14 protein-coding genes are annotated in these 15,936 nt (G+C 72.3%); 7 read left to right on the top strand and 7 right to left on the bottom strand.

The genetic code is table 11. From position 1 onward, the window contains the following. Positions 1–614: 614 nt before the first annotated feature. Both IF06_RS0117275 and IF06_RS0117270 read right to left on the bottom strand, forming a co-directional pair. On the bottom strand, positions 615–1,298 hold the full coding sequence (locus IF06_RS0117275) for a response regulator transcription factor (RefSeq protein ID WP_030272198.1): 684 nt from the start codon (positions 1,296–1,298) through the stop codon (positions 615–617). Positions 1,299–1,319: 21 nt separating this feature from the next. Beyond that, complete coding sequence (locus tag IF06_RS0117270) at positions 1,320–2,612, bottom strand: sensor histidine kinase (RefSeq protein ID WP_030272196.1); 1,293 nt, start codon at positions 2,610–2,612, stop codon at positions 1,320–1,322. A gap of 201 nt (positions 2,613–2,813) precedes the next feature. Between IF06_RS0117270 and phoU the strand changes: the two genes are divergently transcribed. Next, positions 2,814–3,458 (top strand): phosphate signaling complex protein PhoU, encoded by a 645-nt coding sequence (gene phoU, locus IF06_RS0117265; RefSeq protein ID WP_013288777.1) that lies wholly within the window; start codon positions 2,814–2,816, stop codon positions 3,456–3,458. A 98-nt stretch (positions 3,459–3,556) separates the two neighbouring features. Here the strand turns inward: phoU and IF06_RS0117260 are convergent, their stop codons facing one another. After that, a complete protein-coding gene (locus IF06_RS0117260; RefSeq protein ID WP_013475136.1) occupies positions 3,557–4,324 on the bottom strand; it encodes a phosphoglyceromutase in 768 nt (255 codons plus the stop codon). Between the two features lie 151 nt (positions 4,325–4,475). Between IF06_RS0117260 and IF06_RS0117250 the strand changes: the two genes are divergently transcribed. Together IF06_RS0117250 and IF06_RS0117245 are read left to right on the top strand one after the other, a co-directional pair. Further along, positions 4,476–5,801, top strand: coding sequence for an MDR family MFS transporter (locus IF06_RS0117250; RefSeq protein ID WP_013288779.1), 1,326 nt, complete (start codon positions 4,476–4,478; stop codon positions 5,799–5,801). An 80-nt stretch (positions 5,802–5,881) separates the two neighbouring features. After that, complete coding sequence (locus tag IF06_RS0117245; protein WP_030272193.1) at positions 5,882–7,132, top strand: MFS transporter; 1,251 nt, start codon at positions 5,882–5,884, stop codon at positions 7,130–7,132. A gap of 390 nt (positions 7,133–7,522) precedes the next feature. Here IF06_RS0117245 and IF06_RS0117240 read toward each other — a convergent pair whose 3' ends face one another. The 3 genes from IF06_RS0117240 to mshA form a co-directional block, all read right to left on the bottom strand. Further along, positions 7,523–8,425 carry a hypothetical protein gene (locus tag IF06_RS0117240; protein WP_232236701.1) on the bottom strand — a complete coding sequence of 301 codons (903 nt, stop codon included), beginning with the start codon at positions 8,423–8,425 and terminating at the stop codon, positions 7,523–7,525. A gap of 188 nt (positions 8,426–8,613) precedes the next feature. Continuing rightward, positions 8,614–9,147, bottom strand: coding sequence for a YbjN domain-containing protein (locus IF06_RS0117235; RefSeq protein ID WP_013288782.1), 534 nt, complete (start codon positions 9,145–9,147; stop codon positions 8,614–8,616). A 45-nt stretch (positions 9,148–9,192) separates the two neighbouring features. Then, positions 9,193–10,554, bottom strand: a complete 1,362-nt coding sequence (gene mshA / locus IF06_RS0117230) for a D-inositol-3-phosphate glycosyltransferase (RefSeq protein ID WP_013288783.1) — start codon at positions 10,552–10,554, stop codon at positions 9,193–9,195. Positions 10,555–10,725: 171 nt separating this feature from the next. On the opposite strand from mshA, the gene IF06_RS0117225 reads away from it, so the two are divergent. Both IF06_RS0117225 and IF06_RS0117220 read left to right on the top strand, forming a co-directional pair. Then, the gene (locus IF06_RS0117225; protein WP_030272189.1) at positions 10,726–11,490 is read left to right on the top strand and encodes an SDR family NAD(P)-dependent oxidoreductase; all 765 of its coding nucleotides are present in this window, start codon (positions 10,726–10,728) and stop codon (positions 11,488–11,490) included. Continuing rightward, entirely contained in the window at positions 11,490–12,272 is a 783-nt protein-coding gene (locus tag IF06_RS0117220) for a hypothetical protein (protein ID WP_030272187.1), read from the top strand. Before IF06_RS0117225 ends, IF06_RS0117220 begins: the two co-directional genes overlap by 1 nt. 249 nt (positions 12,273–12,521) lie before the next feature. Here IF06_RS0117220 and IF06_RS0117215 read toward each other — a convergent pair whose 3' ends face one another. Beyond that, positions 12,522–13,613, bottom strand: a complete 1,092-nt coding sequence (locus IF06_RS0117215) for a UDP-N-acetylmuramate dehydrogenase (protein ID WP_013475132.1) — start codon at positions 13,611–13,613, stop codon at positions 12,522–12,524. A gap of 70 nt (positions 13,614–13,683) precedes the next feature. Here IF06_RS0117215 and IF06_RS0117210 point away from each other — a divergent pair, with 70 nt between their 5' ends. Both IF06_RS0117210 and IF06_RS0117205 read left to right on the top strand, forming a co-directional pair. Then, entirely contained in the window at positions 13,684–14,439 is a 756-nt protein-coding gene (locus IF06_RS0117210; RefSeq protein ID WP_013475131.1) for a maleylpyruvate isomerase family mycothiol-dependent enzyme, read from the top strand. 176 nt (positions 14,440–14,615) lie between these two features. Next, positions 14,616–15,923, top strand: a complete 1,308-nt coding sequence (locus IF06_RS0117205) for an extracellular solute-binding protein (protein WP_013288788.1) — start codon at positions 14,616–14,618, stop codon at positions 15,921–15,923. Positions 15,924–15,936: the final 13 nt, after the last annotated feature.

Raw genomic sequence — 15,936 nt, 5'->3', positions numbered from 1 at the left:
CACCACCCCCGAACCGGACACCCCCGCCCACACCGGCACGACACTCCCGCGCCCCGCACCTCGCCGCACCCCCGGACCCTCCCACCAGCACCACCTGCACCCCCAGCACCACTCCACCGGGAGTCGGGATCAGGCGCCGAGCCCAGCGCGATGATCGCCCGGTGGGGGCACCCCGCACGGCAGCCGCCACCCTGCCGCCCGACACGACGCGAGGTTCACGCGCTCGGCCCCACCGTCGATCATGAGGTTAGCGGCGACAAAACGGACACCGACCGCCGCCAAGTTCATGATCGACGCGACCCCGAGACCGGCTCGGGGGCGGGGGTGAAGCGCCGCGCGGCTCGCCTGCGCGATCTTGCAGTTCGAGCCCTTCAGGTGTCCCATTCACGCGGTTTGCCGGGTACCTAAGTGCAAGATCGGCGGGTGGGGCCGGGGGGCTTGGGCGGGTCCTGCCCGGGGGTCGGCGGGAGCTGGCCACTGTCCCGCGCCGACCCGGCGATCTTGGAGTTGTGGTGCCTCGCGAAGCGTGCCAAAGCGGGCATGTCGTGGCGCCACAACTCCAAGATCGGCGAGGGTGGGGCGGCGGGATAGGGCGGCCGGGGGGGGAAGGGGGATCAGGGCTCGAACTTGTAGCCCAGGCCCCGGACCGTGACGATGTAGCGCGGGGCGGACGGCTCCGGCTCGATCTTGGAGCGCAGCCGCTTCACGTGCACGTCCAGCGTCTTGGTGTCGCCCACGTAGTCGGCGCCCCAGACCCGGTCGATCAACTGCCCCCGGGTGAGCACCCGCCCGGCGTTGCGCAGCAGCAGCTCCAGCAGCTCGAACTCCTTGAGCGGGAGCTGCACCCCAGCGCCGCCGACGGTCACCACGTGCCGTTCGATGTCCATCCGGACCGGGCCGGCGGCGAGCGTCGGCGCGCCCGTCTCGTTCGACTCGGCGCTCTGCCGGCGCAGCACCGCCCGGATGCGGGCGACCAGTTCGCGCGGCGAGTACGGCTTGGTCACGTAGTCGTCGGCGCCGATCTCCAGGCCGACCACCTTGTCGATCTCGCTGTCCCGCGCGGTGACCATGATGATCGGCACGTGCGAGCGCTGGCGGAGCTGCCGGCAGACCTCGGTACCGGACATCTCCGGCAGCATCAGGTCGAGCAGCACGATGTCGGCGCCGGTCCGGTCGAACTCGGTGAGGGCGGCGGGGCCCGTCGCGGCGACGGAGACCTCGAACCCCTCCTTGCGGAGCATGTAGGACAGGGCGTCGGAGAACGACTCCTCGTCCTCGACCACCAGTACGCGGCTCAACGGGTGTTTCCTTTCCTGTGGTCAGACCTGCCGGAGCTCGGCCGGGCCGGCCTCGATCCCAGCGGAGGCGAGTGTCGCCTCCAGGTCGTCCGGGGGGCGTGCGGGCAGCCGGAGAGTGAACGTCGACCCCCCACCAAGGGTGCTCGACACGTCCACCCGGCCGCCATGGTTGCTGGCGATGTGTTTGACGATGGCCAGGCCCAGGCCGGTGCCACCGGTGGACCGGGAGCGGGCCTGGTCGGCCCGGTAGAAGCGCTCGAAGATCCGGTCGACCTCGTTCGGGGCGATGCCGATGCCCTGGTCGGCCACGGCGATCTCGACGTGTTCCTCGGTGCCGGTGACTGTCACCCGGACCGTGGTGTCCTCGCCGGAGTAGTTGATCGCGTTCTCCACCAGGTTCGCCACAGCGGTGGCGAGTTGGCTGTCACTCCCGTACACGGTCAGGCCCCGCTGCCCACCCACGGCGATCTCCACCCGGCGCGCGGTGGCCGCGGTGCGGGTCCGGTCGACGACCTCGGCGAGCACCCAGTCCACCGAGACCGGCTCGGGCGCGGGCTGCGGTTCGGCGCCCTGGAGGCGGGTCAGTTCCAGCAGCTCCTGCACGAGGCGGCCGAGCCGGGTCGACTCGTGCTGGATCCGCTCGGCGAACCGCCGCGCGGCGACCAGGTCCTCGGACAGGTCGGGCGCGCCGTCGGCGGCCGGTTCGGTGGCGTCGACGAGCGCCTCGGCGAGCAGTTGCAGCGCACCGATCGGCGTCTTCAGCTCGTGGCTGACGTTCGCGACGAAGTCCCGGCGTACCCGCGCGAGACGGTGCGACTCGGTGACGTCGACCGCCTCGATCGAGATGTAGCCGGAGCCCAGTCCCATCGCCCGCAGGTGCACGCCGAGCGGGTTGTCCCCGCCGCCGTCGCGGCCCCGGGGCAGGTCCAGCTCTATCTCGCGCCGCACGCCCGTGCGGCGGACCTGCCCGGCGAGGGTACGGATCAACGGGTGCGCCGCGATCGACCCCGGCGTCGCCCCGGTACGGAGCAGTCCCATCGCCCGGGCGGCGGGGTTCACCAGCACCGGCACGTCGTCCGGGCCGAGCACCACCACGCCTGCGCGCAGCGAGTCGATCGTCTTGCGGCCGAGCCCGGATAGGCCCCCCTGCTGGTCGTCCGGAATGGTCGTCCTCCCTGCGTCACGACGGAGGAGCCCGCCGCCCCGCGACGCCCGGCGGCGCCGCCATTCGTCAACGGGTCCGGACAGCAGCGCCCCGGCGACCAGTCCGGTCACCAGTGCTCCGGCCACCACGACGGCCACCGCCCATTCCACCCGGCGATCGTAGGGTCATTGTTAACCCGGGTATCGGGCACAAAGGGACGAACCACTCTCGCTTTCGGCAAAGTTCACCTGTGGGCCCCGCGTCGTTCATCCGCGTTCACCCTGGTGCCGACCGTTCGGCCTAGCGTGGGGCGCGCACCTGCTCCTGCCGTACCCCATGGGGGTGGCGGCCACCGACCCCAGGAAGTGACGATGCGCGACGAGTTCCGGGCCGACCTGCAGATTGTCAGCCAGTTGCTGGTGGACATGGCCGAGGCGGTACGCGCGGCCATGCGGCAGGCCACCAAGGCGCTGCTCACCGCCGACCGGACGGCCGCCGAGACGGTGATCGCGCGGGACGCCGAGATCGACGACCTCTACCGGCACGTGGAGGAGCGGGTCTGTGACCTGCTGGCCCGGCAGGCGCCGGTCGCCTCCGACCTGCGGGCGATGATCACCGCGTTGCACGTGGCAGCCGATCTGGAACGGATGGGCGACCTGGCCGACCACGTGGCGAAGACGGCGCTGCGCCGCCACCCGTCCCCGGCGGTGCCGGCCGAGTTGCGGCCGGTCTTCACCGACATGGCCGGGATCGCCGACCGGATGGCCGAGAAGATCGGCTCGGTGCTGGCCAAGCCGGACGCCGACGTGGCCGCCGAACTGGACAGCGACGACGACGCGATGGACGACCTGCACAAGAGCCTGTTCGGCGTGCTGCTCGGCGACGACTGGCCGTACGGGGTGGAGACGGCGATCGACGCGACGCTGCTGGGTCGCTTCTACGAGCGTTTCGCCGACCACGCGGTGAACGCGGGCGAGCACGTGGTCTACCTGATCACCGGTTCCACGTCCGCCTGACCCTGTGCAAGGAAGGGCCCCTTATTAACACTCAGTGTTAATAAGGGGCCCTTCCTCTACCGCAGGCGTTAAAAAGGGGCCCTTCCTTACACCCAAGCTCAGCGGCCCTGGTTGGCGACCGCGGCGGCGGCAGCCTTCGCCGCGTCCGGGTCCAGGTACGTCCCGCCGAGCACCTGCGGGCGCAGGTCGGCGTCCAGGTCGTAGCGCAGCGGGATGCCGGTGGGGATGTTCAGCTTGGCGATCGCGTCATCGGAGATCTGGTCGAGGTGCTTGACCAGGGCGCGCAGCGAGTTGCCGTGCGCGGCCACCAGCACCGTCCGGCCGGCCAGGATGTCCGGCACGATCGAGTCGTACCAGTAGGGCAGCATCCGGTCGACGACGTCCTTCAGGCACTCGGTGCGCGGCATCAGCTCGGTCGGCAGCAGCGCGTACCGGGGGTCGCCGACCTGCGACCACTCGTCCGCGTCGTCGATCGGCGGCGGCGGCGTGTCGTACGAGCGGCGCCAGAGCATGAACTGCTCCTCGCCGTACTCGTCGAGGGTCTGCTTCTTGTCCTTGCCCTGCAGGGCGCCGTAGTGGCGTTCGTTGAGCCGCCACGACCGGCGTACCGCGATCCAGTGCCGGTCGGCGGCGTTCAGCGCCAGCTCGGCGGTGCGGATGGCTCGGCGCATCAGGCTCGTGTGCACCACGTCCGGCAGCAGGTCGTGCTCGCGCAGCAGCTCGCCGCCGCGCCGCGCCTCGGTCTCCCCCTTGGTGGTCAGGTCGACGTCGACCCAGCCGGTGAAGAGGTTCTTGGCGTTCCAGTCGCTCTCGCCGTGCCGCAGCAGGACCAGCGTCCCGACGGTGGGCCCCTCGCTCGCAGTCATGCCGATCATCCTGCCGTACGGCGCGGGCGGACACGCGGCGACCTGTGGTGACGACCACCACGTGGAAAACCTGATGACCACGGCTCCGGGCCGGCACTAGGTTGTAAGGCGTCTTAAAGAGGTCGGTCATTACCAAGCGGGGGGCGTCGGGATGCGGACGGTACGGGGCTGGTTCCAGGACACAGCCGGTGGCCTGCCACGGACGTTCTGGTACCTCTGGGCCGGCACGCTGATCAACCGGCTCGGCTCGTTCGTCCTGATCTTCCTGGCCATCTACCTGACCCAGGAACGCGGCTTCTCCGCCTCCCAGGCCGGACTGGTGATCGGCCTCTGGGGCGCCGGCGGCGCGGTCGGCACCACCATCGGCGGCACCCTGACCGACCGCTGGGGACGGCGGCCCACGCTGCTCACCGCGCACGTCGGCGCGGCGGGCATGATGATCGCGCTCGGCTTCGCCCGCCCGCTCTGGGCGGTCGCAGTCGGCGCGCTGCTGCTCGGCGCGTTCGCCGAGGCGGCCCGCCCCGCCTTCGGCGCCATGATGGTCGACGTCGTGCCGGACAAGGACCGGCTGCGCGCCTTCTCGCTGAACTACTGGGCCATCAACCTCGGCTTCGCCTGCGCCGCAGTGCTCGCCGGCTTCGCCGCCCAGGGCAGCTACCTGCTGCTGTTCCTGGTGAACGCGACCACCACACTCGTGACCGCGCTGATCATCTTCGCCAAGGTCGGCGAAACCCGCGGCCCGGTCACCGCTCTCCCGGTCAAGGGGATGCCGGCGCCGGCGGGGGCGCTGCGCACCATCCTCGCCGACCGGGTGTTCCTCGGCTTCGTCGCGCTCAACCTGCTCGCCGCGCTGGTGTTCCTCCAGCACATCTCGATGCTGCCGATCGCGATGGGCGACTCCGGGCTCAGCCCGGCCACGTACGGCTCGGTGATCGCACTGAACGGCGTGCTCATCGTGGTCGGCCAGCTGTTCGTACCCCGGCTCATCAAGGGCCGCAGCCGCTCGCACGTGCTGGCCCTCGCGGCGCTGGTGATGGGCGCCGGGTTCGGGCTCACCGCGTTCGCCGACACGGTCTGGCTCTACGGCCTGACCGTGCTGATCTGGACCGTCGGCGAGATGCTCAACTCGCCGTCCAACGCCACCCTGATCGCCGAGCTGTCCCCGGCCGCGCTGCGCGGGCGCTACCAGGGCGTCTTCTCGCTGTCCTGGCAGCTCGCCGGCGCCGCCGCGCCGATCCTGGGCGGCCTGGTCCGGGAGAACGCCGGCAACAGCACGCTCTGGCTCGGCTGCGCGGGCATCGGCGTCGTGGCGGCGGTCGCCCACCTGATCTCCGGCCCGGCCCGGGAGCGCCGCGCGGTCGCGCTGCGCGCCGTGGGCACGCCGGTCACGCCGGTCACCGTCACCGCCTCCCCGGCGCCCGAGTCGGGCGAGGCCGCTGCGACCGCACCCGCCGCGCCGGTTCGGGCCGGTTCCTGAGTACGCCCCGACGCAGCCGCCCCGAGGCGGGTGGATACGGTACGGGACGGAATCGGTAAGGAAACCTTCCTGGAGGACGGGTGCGCGGCCTGCGGCGCTGGTGGGACGACACGGCCGGCGGACTACCGGCCACGTTCTGGTACCTCTGGTCCGGTCTGCTGATCAACCGGGCGGGCGCGTTCGCGCTGCTGTTCCTGTCGCTCTACCTGACCGCCGCGCGGGGCGCACCGCCGTCGCTGGCCGGGCTGGTGGTCGGCGCGTACGGGATCGGCGGCGCGGCCGGGACGCTGCTCGGCGGCGTACTGGCCGACCGGTGGGGACGGCGGGCCACGCTGCTCGCCGCCCGCCTCGCCGCCGCCGGGCTGATGGCGGCGCTGGCGTTCAGCACGCACCTGGCGGTGATCGCCGCACTCGCCACGCTGGTCGGAGTGGCGCACTCGATGCCCAGCCCGGCGTTCGTGGCCGCCATCGTGGACGTGGTGCCCGAGGCGCGCCGCTCCCGCGCGTTCAACCTGCAGTTCTGGGCGTTCAACCTGGGCATGGCGGTGGCCTCGCTGCTGGCCGGCATCCTCGCCGAGGCGAGCTTCACCGCGCTGTTCCTGGTCGACGCCGGAGCCACGCTGGCCGCGGCGGTGGTGATCGCGCTGAAGGTGCCGGAGACGCTCACCCGGCGGCCGGCGCTCACACCACGGGCGGTGGTGGGACGCCGTCCCGGGCTGCACACCGCGCTGACCGACCGCACGTTCCTGGTGTTCGTCGGGCTGACGTTCCTGCTGGCCGTGCTGACCATGCAGACCTCCACGATCATGCCGCTGGCGATGCGCGAGGACGGCCTGCGCCCGTCGGCGTACGGGCTGGTGGTGGCGCTCGGCGGGGCGCTCATCGTGGCCGGGCAGTTGTTCGTGCCCCGGCTCATCGAGCCGTACCGGAAGTCGAGCGTGCTGGCCGTCTCGACCGGCCTGATGGCGCTCGGGTTCGGCGCGCTCACAGTGGCCGACGGGCTGCCGCTCTACCTCGGCGCGGCGGTGGTCTGGACGGTCGGGCAGATGCTCGCCGCGCCGCCGAACGCGCAGATCAACGCGGACCTCGCGCCACCCGACCTGCGCGCCCGTTACCAGTCGGTGTTCTACCTGACGTTCCCGGCCGCGTCGTTCGTGGCGCCGGCGCTCGGCGGGCTCAGCCTGGAACACCTGGGCGAGCGGCACTGGCTGGTGGTGGGCGCGCTCGGCCTGCTGGCCGCCGCCGGGCACCTGCTCGCCGGACCGCGCCGGGAGCGGCGGGTCGCCGCGCTGCGGGCAGCGGCGGCGAAACCGGTCGAATCCGTTCGCTGAGGGCTGCTGAGGGCTCGGGGAGACAACGGCAGAGCGCCCACCTCGACCCCCGTCGAGATGGGCGCTCGTACCGTACGCCCGGCGGCGGCGGGCGACACTCACCCCCGTAAGCGTCGCCCGCTCGCGCCGCCGGTTCCACGGGTGGCACCGTCCCCCAACGGCGTGCTCCACCCGATCTTCGCGTCTCGCCTGCGCGGATCTGATCGATCCACCGCTCCCCCGAACGTAAACAAGCGTGACGCGGTGCAATAAAGTTAGTTCGCCCGGATTCCGGATTCAACCCAGATCGCTGTCTTGCCCGTCACAGCGCCCGTGTCGGAAACCCGGCTGTCCGTGTTGTCGTCCCTGGAATGGCAAACACCGGGTTCCCGTCGGCCATTCCCGCAAACCTCAGCCGTCCTCGCGATTCGGGTTCTCGGTCCGGAAGAAGTTGCTCTGCCGGCCGTCCCGCATCTGCTCCTGGTAGATCAGGTTCAGCCGCCGCAGGTCGAACGTGCGGAACCAGTCGTCCCAGGTGATCTCGCGGATCCGGCTGCTCTCCCGGTACCCGGGGATGTTGAACGTCAGCACCCCGGGCCGGCCCTCGCGCTCGGTACCCGCGATGGTGGCGGGCTTCGCACCCCGCGCCCGCGCCCAGCGCTGGATCACCTCGTGGTTACGGGTGACCAGGCTCCGGCCCGGACGCTCCGGCCGGTCCGCGAGGGACGTGATGAGCTGCGACGATCCGATCGACCGGCTGGACGCCGGCCCACGGGTCGGCGCCGCCTGCGCCCGGGCGGACGACGTCTTCCGAGCCGGCGCCGCCTTGGCCCGCGACGGGGCCGCCTTGGCGCGCGAAGGAGCCGCCTTGGCCCGAGCCGGCGTCGCCTTCGCGCGAGCCGGAGCCGCCTTCGCGCGAGCCGGGGCGGCCTTGGCACGCGCCGGCGTCGCCTTCGCGCGGGACGAGGCCGTCTTCGCGCGGGACGAGGTCGCCTTCGCTCGGGCGGGCGCCGCCTTGCGCGTACCCGTCGCCTTGGCCCTGGCGCCGGTGGCGCGTGCGGCCGGCGCGGCCTTCGCCGGCGACGTGGCGCTGCGGCGGGCCGACGTGGTCCGCTTCGCCGCAGTGGTCTTCTTGGCGGCGGTGCTCTTGCGGGTCGCCGACGGCCGGCCGGCCGGGCCGGTGCTCCGCCGGGCGGCGCCGCTCTCCCCGCGCATGGTCCGCGCCAGGGTCTTCACCAGTTCCGGCTTCCGCAGCGCGGAGATCCCCGAGACCCCGCGCCGTTTGAGCTGGCTGCGGAGGTCGTCGACCTTCATCCGGGAGATCGCCGACTCCGACACCCTCGGGGTGTTCGGCGTCTGATTGCCTGTTTGCCGCTTGGTCCGGGTCGCAGTCGTGCCGCGACCTGAGCTGTTGCGCTGAGCCATGGGACACGCTCCTCGACAGTCCGTCCTCGGCCCGCGGTGGGTCCCAGTGCTCCGCACCGCGCGGGGCGGCATACCCGTCAGGAGGGCTCCGAACCTCCGGCGGACGATCCGGCAGTGGCGGAGGGCTCGAAGAGGTGCGCGAACGCGGCCAGGTTGGCTGTCGACTCACCGCGCTTGACCCGCCACTCCCACTCCCGGCGGATGGCGGTGCCGAAGCCGATCTCCAGCATGCTGTCGAACGACTCGTCGGCGTACGTCAGCACGGAACCGAGCAGCCGGTCCAGCTCGTCGGCGTCGATCCCGGCCAGGTTGACCCGCCCGGTCAGGTAGACGTCGCCGACCGAGTCGATGGAGAACGAGACGCCGTACATGCGGGCGTTGCGCTGGAGCAGCCAGGCCCACAGCTCCTCGCGGCGCTCGTCGGGCTGCCGCATCACGAACGCCTCGACCCGCAGCGCGTGCTCACCCACGATCAGGTTGCAGATCGTCTTGAGCTTGTGCGTGCCGGGCAGCGTCACCGCGTACGACGCCTCGCCGGTGGACTCCCACTCCAGCTCACGCTCCGCGCAGACGGACTCGATCAGCGCGGCGACCTCACTCCTGCGGCTCATCGCACCCACTCTACGACCGGCGTACCGGGGCCGCCGGGTGGCGGATCACCAGGAGCACAGCAGGGCCGGGTCGCCGCACCGCCGCGCCAGCCGGGCCCGGTGCTCGGTGATCGCCTCCCCGTAGACCGCGAGCAGGCCGGAGGCGGTGCGGTGCCAGGAGAAGTCCCGGGCGTGCCGCTCGGCGCCGCGGCCCAGCGCGGCACGGCGTACCGGATCGGGCAGCAGCCGGGCCAGCGCGCGGGCCCAGTCGACCGGGTCGTGCCCGTCGATGAGCATGCCGCTGACGCCGTCGCGTACCGCGGTCACCAGGCCGCCCACGGCGGCGGCCAGCACCGGCGTGCCGCACGCCTGGGCCTCCAGCGCGACCAGCCCGAACGACTCGTTGTGCGACGGCACCGCGACCAGGTCCGCGGCCCGGTAGAGGGCGGGCAGGTCGGCGCCGGTCTGCGGCGGGAGGAAACGCACCCGGTCGGCGATGCCGAGCGCGTGCGCGAGTTCGATCAGCGCGGTGGGCCGGTCCAGGCCGGTGCCGCTCGGACCGCCGCAGATCACCACGGTCAGCTCGCCGGCCAGCGCCGGATCCCGTTCGCGCAGCGCGGCGGCGGCGCGGACCAGCACGTCCGGCGCCTTCAGCGGCTGGATCCGGCCGACGAACGCGACCACGTACCCGTCGGTCGGCAGGCCGAGCCGGCGGCGCGCGGCCCGGGTCGCGGCGTCCCGGTCGCCCGCGGCGGGACGGAACCGGTCCAGGTCGACGCCGGGCTCCACGACCGCCACCCGGTCCGGCTCGGCCGCGTACCGGTCGAGCAGGTCGCGGGCCTCGACCCGGGTGTTGGCGACCAGCCGGTCCGCCTCGGTGACCACCTGCTCCTCGCCGATCACCCGGGCCTTCGGCTCGGGACGGTCTCCGACGGCGAGGCGGGCGTTCTTGACCTTGGCGAGCGTGTGCGCGGTGTGCACCAGCGGTACGCCCCAGCGCTCCTTGGCCAGCCACCCGACCTGACCGGAGAGCCAGTAGTGCGAGTGGATCAGGTCGTAGTGGCCCGGCGGGCGGGCCGCCTCGGCACGCAGCACCCCGGCGGTGAAGGCGCAGAGCTGACCCGGCAGTTCCTCCTTGGTCAGCCCTTCCAGCGGTCCGGCGGTGACGTGCCGGACGGATACGCCGGGCGCCACCTCGACCACCGGGGGCAGGTCACCGGCGGTGGCACGGGTGAAGATCTCCACCTCGACGTCGGCCTCGGCCAGCCGCCGGGCAACCTCCAGGATGTAGACGTTCATGCCGCCCGCGTCACCCGTGCCGGGCTGGTGCAGCGGCGACGTGTGCACCGACAGGGTGGCGATACGGCGGGGCCGCGGCCACGGAAGGGCACCTCGCTGACGACCGACACCGGTGTGCAAATCCGCCACGTCCGCTCCCTCTGTCACGGTTGATGCCGTCCCGCACGACCGGCGCTTCTCGGTCAACCCGTGTGCCGGATGTCATCTTCCCCATCGGGGTACGGAAATGCTTTCCGCCGGGTCCCGGGCGTGACGGACCTCATCCCGCCGCCCGGCCCGGCGACAGGAGACAATGACTGGATGACTTCAGTCGCCATCGTCACCGGGGCGTCCAGCGGGATCGGTGCGGCCACCGCCCGCCGGCTCGCCGCCGAGGGATTCCACGTGCTGGCCGCCGCCCGGCGTACCGACCGGCTGGCCGCGCTCGTGGCGGAGATCGAGGCGGCCGGCGGCGCGGCGACAGCGGTGGCCTGCGACGTGACCTCGGACGAGTCGGTCGCCGGCCTGGCCGCCGCCGCCGAGGCCGCGCCCGGGCCGGTCACGCTGCTGGTGAACAACGCCGGCGGCGCCCGCGGCCTGGACCCGGTCGAGACGGCCGACGTGGGCGACTGGCAATGGATGTACGACGTCAACGTGCTCGGCACGCTACGCGTCACCAAGGCGCTGCTCCCGGCGCTGGAGCGCTCCGGCGCCGGCACGATCGTGATCGTCAGCTCCACCGCCGGGCACGTGGTCTACGAGGGCGGCGGCGGCTACACGGCCGCCAAGCACGCGCAGACCGCCGTCGCCGGCACGCTCCGGCTCGAACTGTGCGGCCGCCCGGTCCGGGTGATCGAGATCGACCCCGGCATGGTGAAGACCGAGGAGTTCGGCCTGGTGCGCTTCGGCGGTGACACCGACCGGGCCGAGGCGGTCTACGCCGGAGTCGCCGAACCGCTCGTTGCGGACGACGTGGCCGACTGCGTCGCCTGGTGCGCGACCCGCCCGCACCACGTCAACATCGACCAGCTCGTGGTCCGCCCGCTGGCACAGGCCGCGCAGCACAAGGTGCACCGGACGTCCTAATGGAGCGTCCGGTCGGCGTGGCCACCCGGGGCACGACGAACCCCAACCGGCTCCGGCGGGTGGACAACTGGATCGTCGAGACATGCGGCGACGCGCTACGAGCCGCCGCCGACCCGCTCGTGGTGGACCTGGGCTACGGCGCCACCCCGGTCACACCCGTCGAACTGCGGGCCCGTCTCGCGGCCGGGGTCCGCGCCGACGTGCGGGTGGTCGGCCTGGAGATCGATCCGGTACGCGTCGCCGCCGCCCGCCCCGCCGCCGACCCGCCCGGGCTGACGTTCGCCAGGGGCGGCTTCGAGCTGGCCGGACTGCGTCCCGCGCTGGTGCGGGCGTTCAACGTGCTCCGCCAGTACGACGAGAGCGAGGTGGCCGACGCCTGGCACACGGTCACCGGGCGGCTCGCGCCGGGCGGGCTGCTGGTCGAGGGCACCTGCGACGAGCTGGGGCGGCTCGGCTCCTGGGTGCTGCTCGACGCCACCGGCCCACGCACGCTCACGCTGTCGGCGAAGCTGACCACGCTGGAGAGCCCTGCCACGCTCGCCGAGCGGCTGCCGAAGGCGCTGATCCACCGCAACGTTCCGGGTGAACGCGTCCACGACCTGATCCAGGCGCTGGAACAGGCGTGGCGCTCGGCCGCCGGCTACGCCCCGTTCGGCCCTCGGCAACGATGGCTGCGGACGGTCGAGGCGGTGAAGGAGTCAGGCTGGCCGGTCCAGGACACCCCCCGCACGTGGCGCCACGGCTACCTGACGCTCCCTTGGCCCGCCGTAGCCCCCCGCTAACCGCACCGCACCCGCGCTCGTCGCCCGCCGCGCCCCCTGGCCGCTGGCAGTCAGCCGCCCTTCCGCGAAGCCCCGCTCTCGGCGAGCCCCGCCGAGCCCTCTCACGGCGCGTTGATCTTGCACTTGCCGCCCCGGTAAAACAGGTCAAAACGCCTGCCTCGAGGGCCGGGAGTGCAAGATCGCGGGGGTGAGGCGGGCGGGGCCGCGCGAGGGCGTGCGGGGGTGAGGCGGGGCAGGGCGAAGGCGGGGTCAGATGGTGCAGTTGATGAGGACTGGCTCGGGGTGGAGGGTCACGCCGAAGCGGGACTGGACGCCGTCGCGGATCTCGCGAGCCAGCGCCACCAGCGCGGCCGTACTGGCGGTGCCGGAACGGTTCGTGAGCGCCAGCGTGTGCTTGCTGGAGATGGCGACGCCCTCCGGGCCCGCGTACCCCTTGCCGAACCCGGCCTTGTCGATCAGCCACGCCGCGCTGACCTTCACCGCCCCGTCGGCGCCCGGCCAGTTCGGCGGCTCCCCCAGGTCGGCAGCGCGTTCCCGTACCTGCTCGAACACCTCGCCCGGCAGCACCGGGTTGGTGAAGAACGAGCCCACCGACCAGGTGTCCGGGTCGGCCGCGTCCAGCACCATGCCCTTGCCGGCGCGCAGTTTCCGTACGGTGGCGCGGGCGTCGGCGAGCGGCACCCGGTCGCCCACCTCGACGCCGAGCGCCCGGGCCAGTTCGGCGTAGCGGACCGGGCCGGACAGCGGGGACCGGGTGAGCCGGAAGTCGACGGTGAGCACCACCCAGCGGTCGCTGTACTTGAAGATGCTGCCCCGGTAGACGAACCCGCAGTCGGCCGCCGGGATCCGGACCACCCGGCGCTCCGTCCGGTCGTACGCCTCGACTGCGACGATCGTCTCGGCGACCTCCTGGCCGTACGCGCCGACGTTCTGGATCGGGGTCGCGCCGGCCGACCCGGGGATGCCGGAGAGGCACTCCAGCCCGGACCAGCCGCGCTCGACGGTGGCGGCGACGAGGTCGTCCCACGGCTCGCCGGCTTCGACACGTACCGTGACGGTGTCGCCGTCCTCGGCGACGGTCCGGAACCCCCGGGAGCGGACGAGCACGACGGTGCCGGGGAAGCCCTGGTCGCCGATGACGACGTTGCTACCGCCCGCCAGCACCAGCACGGCCTGCTCCCGGGCTTCCGCTTCCTGCACCTTCAGTACGATCTGGGCGGCGTCGCCGGCGATCTCCAGCCGCCCGGCGGGGCCACCGAGCCGGAGCGTGGTGTAGCGCGCCAGGGTGGCCGGATCGGTCGGGTCACCGGCAGTCGCCGGTTCGGCGTAGACGTCTGACACGCCTTTCACCCTAGGCTGAGGGGTAGCCGGAGCACCCACTGGTGGCCCGGTCACCCCCGGGAGGATGGCGATGAGCAGACTGCACCACACGAAGGACTTCTGGATCGGCGCGCTGCGTACGGAGGGCCCCGCCTTCGCCGCGGCGGTGGCTGAGGCGCCGCCCGAGACACCCGTGCTGTCCTGTCCCGGCTGGACCGTCACCGATCTCGCTCATCACCTGACCCGCGCGTACGCCTGGGCGGGCACCGTGCTGACCGCGGGCATCGCGACCCGCCCGGAGCGGCACGACCCGGAGCCGCCGGCGGGCCTGACCGCGGCGCAGTGGTTCACGCAGGAGTACGAGCGGATCAGCGCGCTGCTGGAGGCGACGGACCCGGAGGCGCCGGCCTGGAACTTCGCGCCGCAGCCGAAGAAGGCGGTCTTCTGGCCACGCCGGCTGGCGCACGAGACGGCCGTGCACCGCTGGGACGCCCAGCTCGCGATCGGTGCGGGTGATCCGATCGAGGCGAAGCTCGCGGCCGACGGGGTGAGCGAGGTGCTGGACACCTGGCTGCCGGCGGGACGGCGGATGCATGCCGGGCAGTGGCGCGGCGTGGTGCAGCTGAACGCGACCGATGCCGCGCAGGAGTGGTACCTACGGTTGCGGGGTGAGGGGGTCGCGCTGCTGGACACCGCGACGATCCTCGACCACGACGACCACCGCGCGCGGGCGCAGGTGGCCGGCACGGCGAGCGATCTGCTGCTGGCGCTGATGGGCCGGATCAGCTTCGACGCGCTGGACGTGGCGGGCGACCGTTCCCTGCTGGGCGGCCTGCGGGTCGGCTGACGACGGGCACCGGACGGAGAGGGGCGACGGTCGCCCCTCTCCTTCTTTTCGGACACCTCTGAGAGCGCTCTCTTGACAAGGTCCACGACCCTCCACCACGCTGTCGTGAGAGCGCTCTCTAAGTTCCGGAACCGCCTTCCACCACCCGTTTCGACGACCCGAGAGGTCAGGACAGCATGCTCACCTTCACGCGCCGCCGCCTGGCGGCGGTGGCCCTGGTGGCCGCCACCGCACTGCTCGGCACCACCGCCTGCGGCGGCGGCGACGATGCCGCCGCCGACGGGCCGATAACACTCACCGTCGACGTCTTCGGCCAGTTCGGTTACGCCGATCTCTACCAGGAGTACATGGCCAGCCACCCCGGCGTGAAGATCGTCGAGCGGGGCACCGGCGGCAACCTCGACGAGTACTCCCCGAAGCTCACCCAGTGGCTCGCCGCGGGCAAGGGCGCCGGTGACGTGGTGGCCATCGAGGAGGGCCTGCTCGTCGAGTACAAGGCCAACCCGCAGAACTTCGTCAACCTGCTCGACCACGGCGCGGCCGACCTGAAGGGCAACTTCCTCGACTGGAAGTGGAACCAGGGGCTCACCGCCGACGGCAAGCAGCTCATCGGCCTCGGCACCGACGTCGGCGGCATGGCGATGTGCTACCGCAAGGACCTGTTCGCCAAGGCCGGCCTGCCCACCGACCGCGACGCGGTGTCCAAGCTCTGGCCCACCTGGCAGGACTACATCAAGGTCGGCGAGCAGTTCACCGCGAAGAAGACGGGCGCCTCGTTCCTGGACGCCGCGACGAACACGTTCAACACGATCCTGCTCCAGACCGCCGGCAACAGCAGCGGCTACAGCTACTACGACACCGGCAACAACCTCGTCGTGGGCAGCAATCCGGCGGTGAAGCAGGCGTACGACACCACGATGGACATCATCGACTCAGGGCTGTCCGGCAAGTACGGCTCCTGGTCCGAGGAGTGGGTGTCGGCGTTCAAGCAGTCGAAGTTCGCCACCATCGCCTGCCCGGCCTGGATGACCGGCGTGATCGAGGGCAACGCCGGCGCCGCCGCCAAGGGCAAGTGGGACATCGCCCAGATCCCCGGCAACGGCGGCAACTGGGGCGGCTCGTTCCTCGCCGTGCCGAAGCAGAGCAAGCACCAGGCCGAGGCGATCGAACTGGCCAAGTTCCTGACCAGCGCCAAGGGTCAGATCGGCGCGTTCAAGGCGAAGGGCCCGCTGCCCTCGTCCCCGCAGGCGCTGGAGGATCCGGCGATCATCGACTCGAAGAACGCCTACTTCTCCGAGGCACCGGTCGGGAAGATCTTCGCCGAGGGCGCCAAGAGCCTGAAGCCGGTCTACATGGGACCGAAGAACCAGGCCGTACGCACCGAGGTCGAGAACGCCGTCCGCAGCGTGGAGCTGGGCAAGCGCTCCCCGGAGCAGGGCTGGACCGACGCGGTCGCCAACGCCGAGAAGGCCGCCGCCAAGTAACCCGAGCAGCGCG

The sequence above is a fragment of the Micromonospora globosa genome (assembly GCF_000717585.1).
GTDB classification, from domain to species: Bacteria; Actinomycetota; Actinomycetes; order Mycobacteriales; family Micromonosporaceae; genus Micromonospora; species Micromonospora aurantiaca.
The sequence above is the reverse complement of the archived record's forward strand: the minus strand, read 5'-3'. Positions and strand labels throughout refer to the sequence as shown.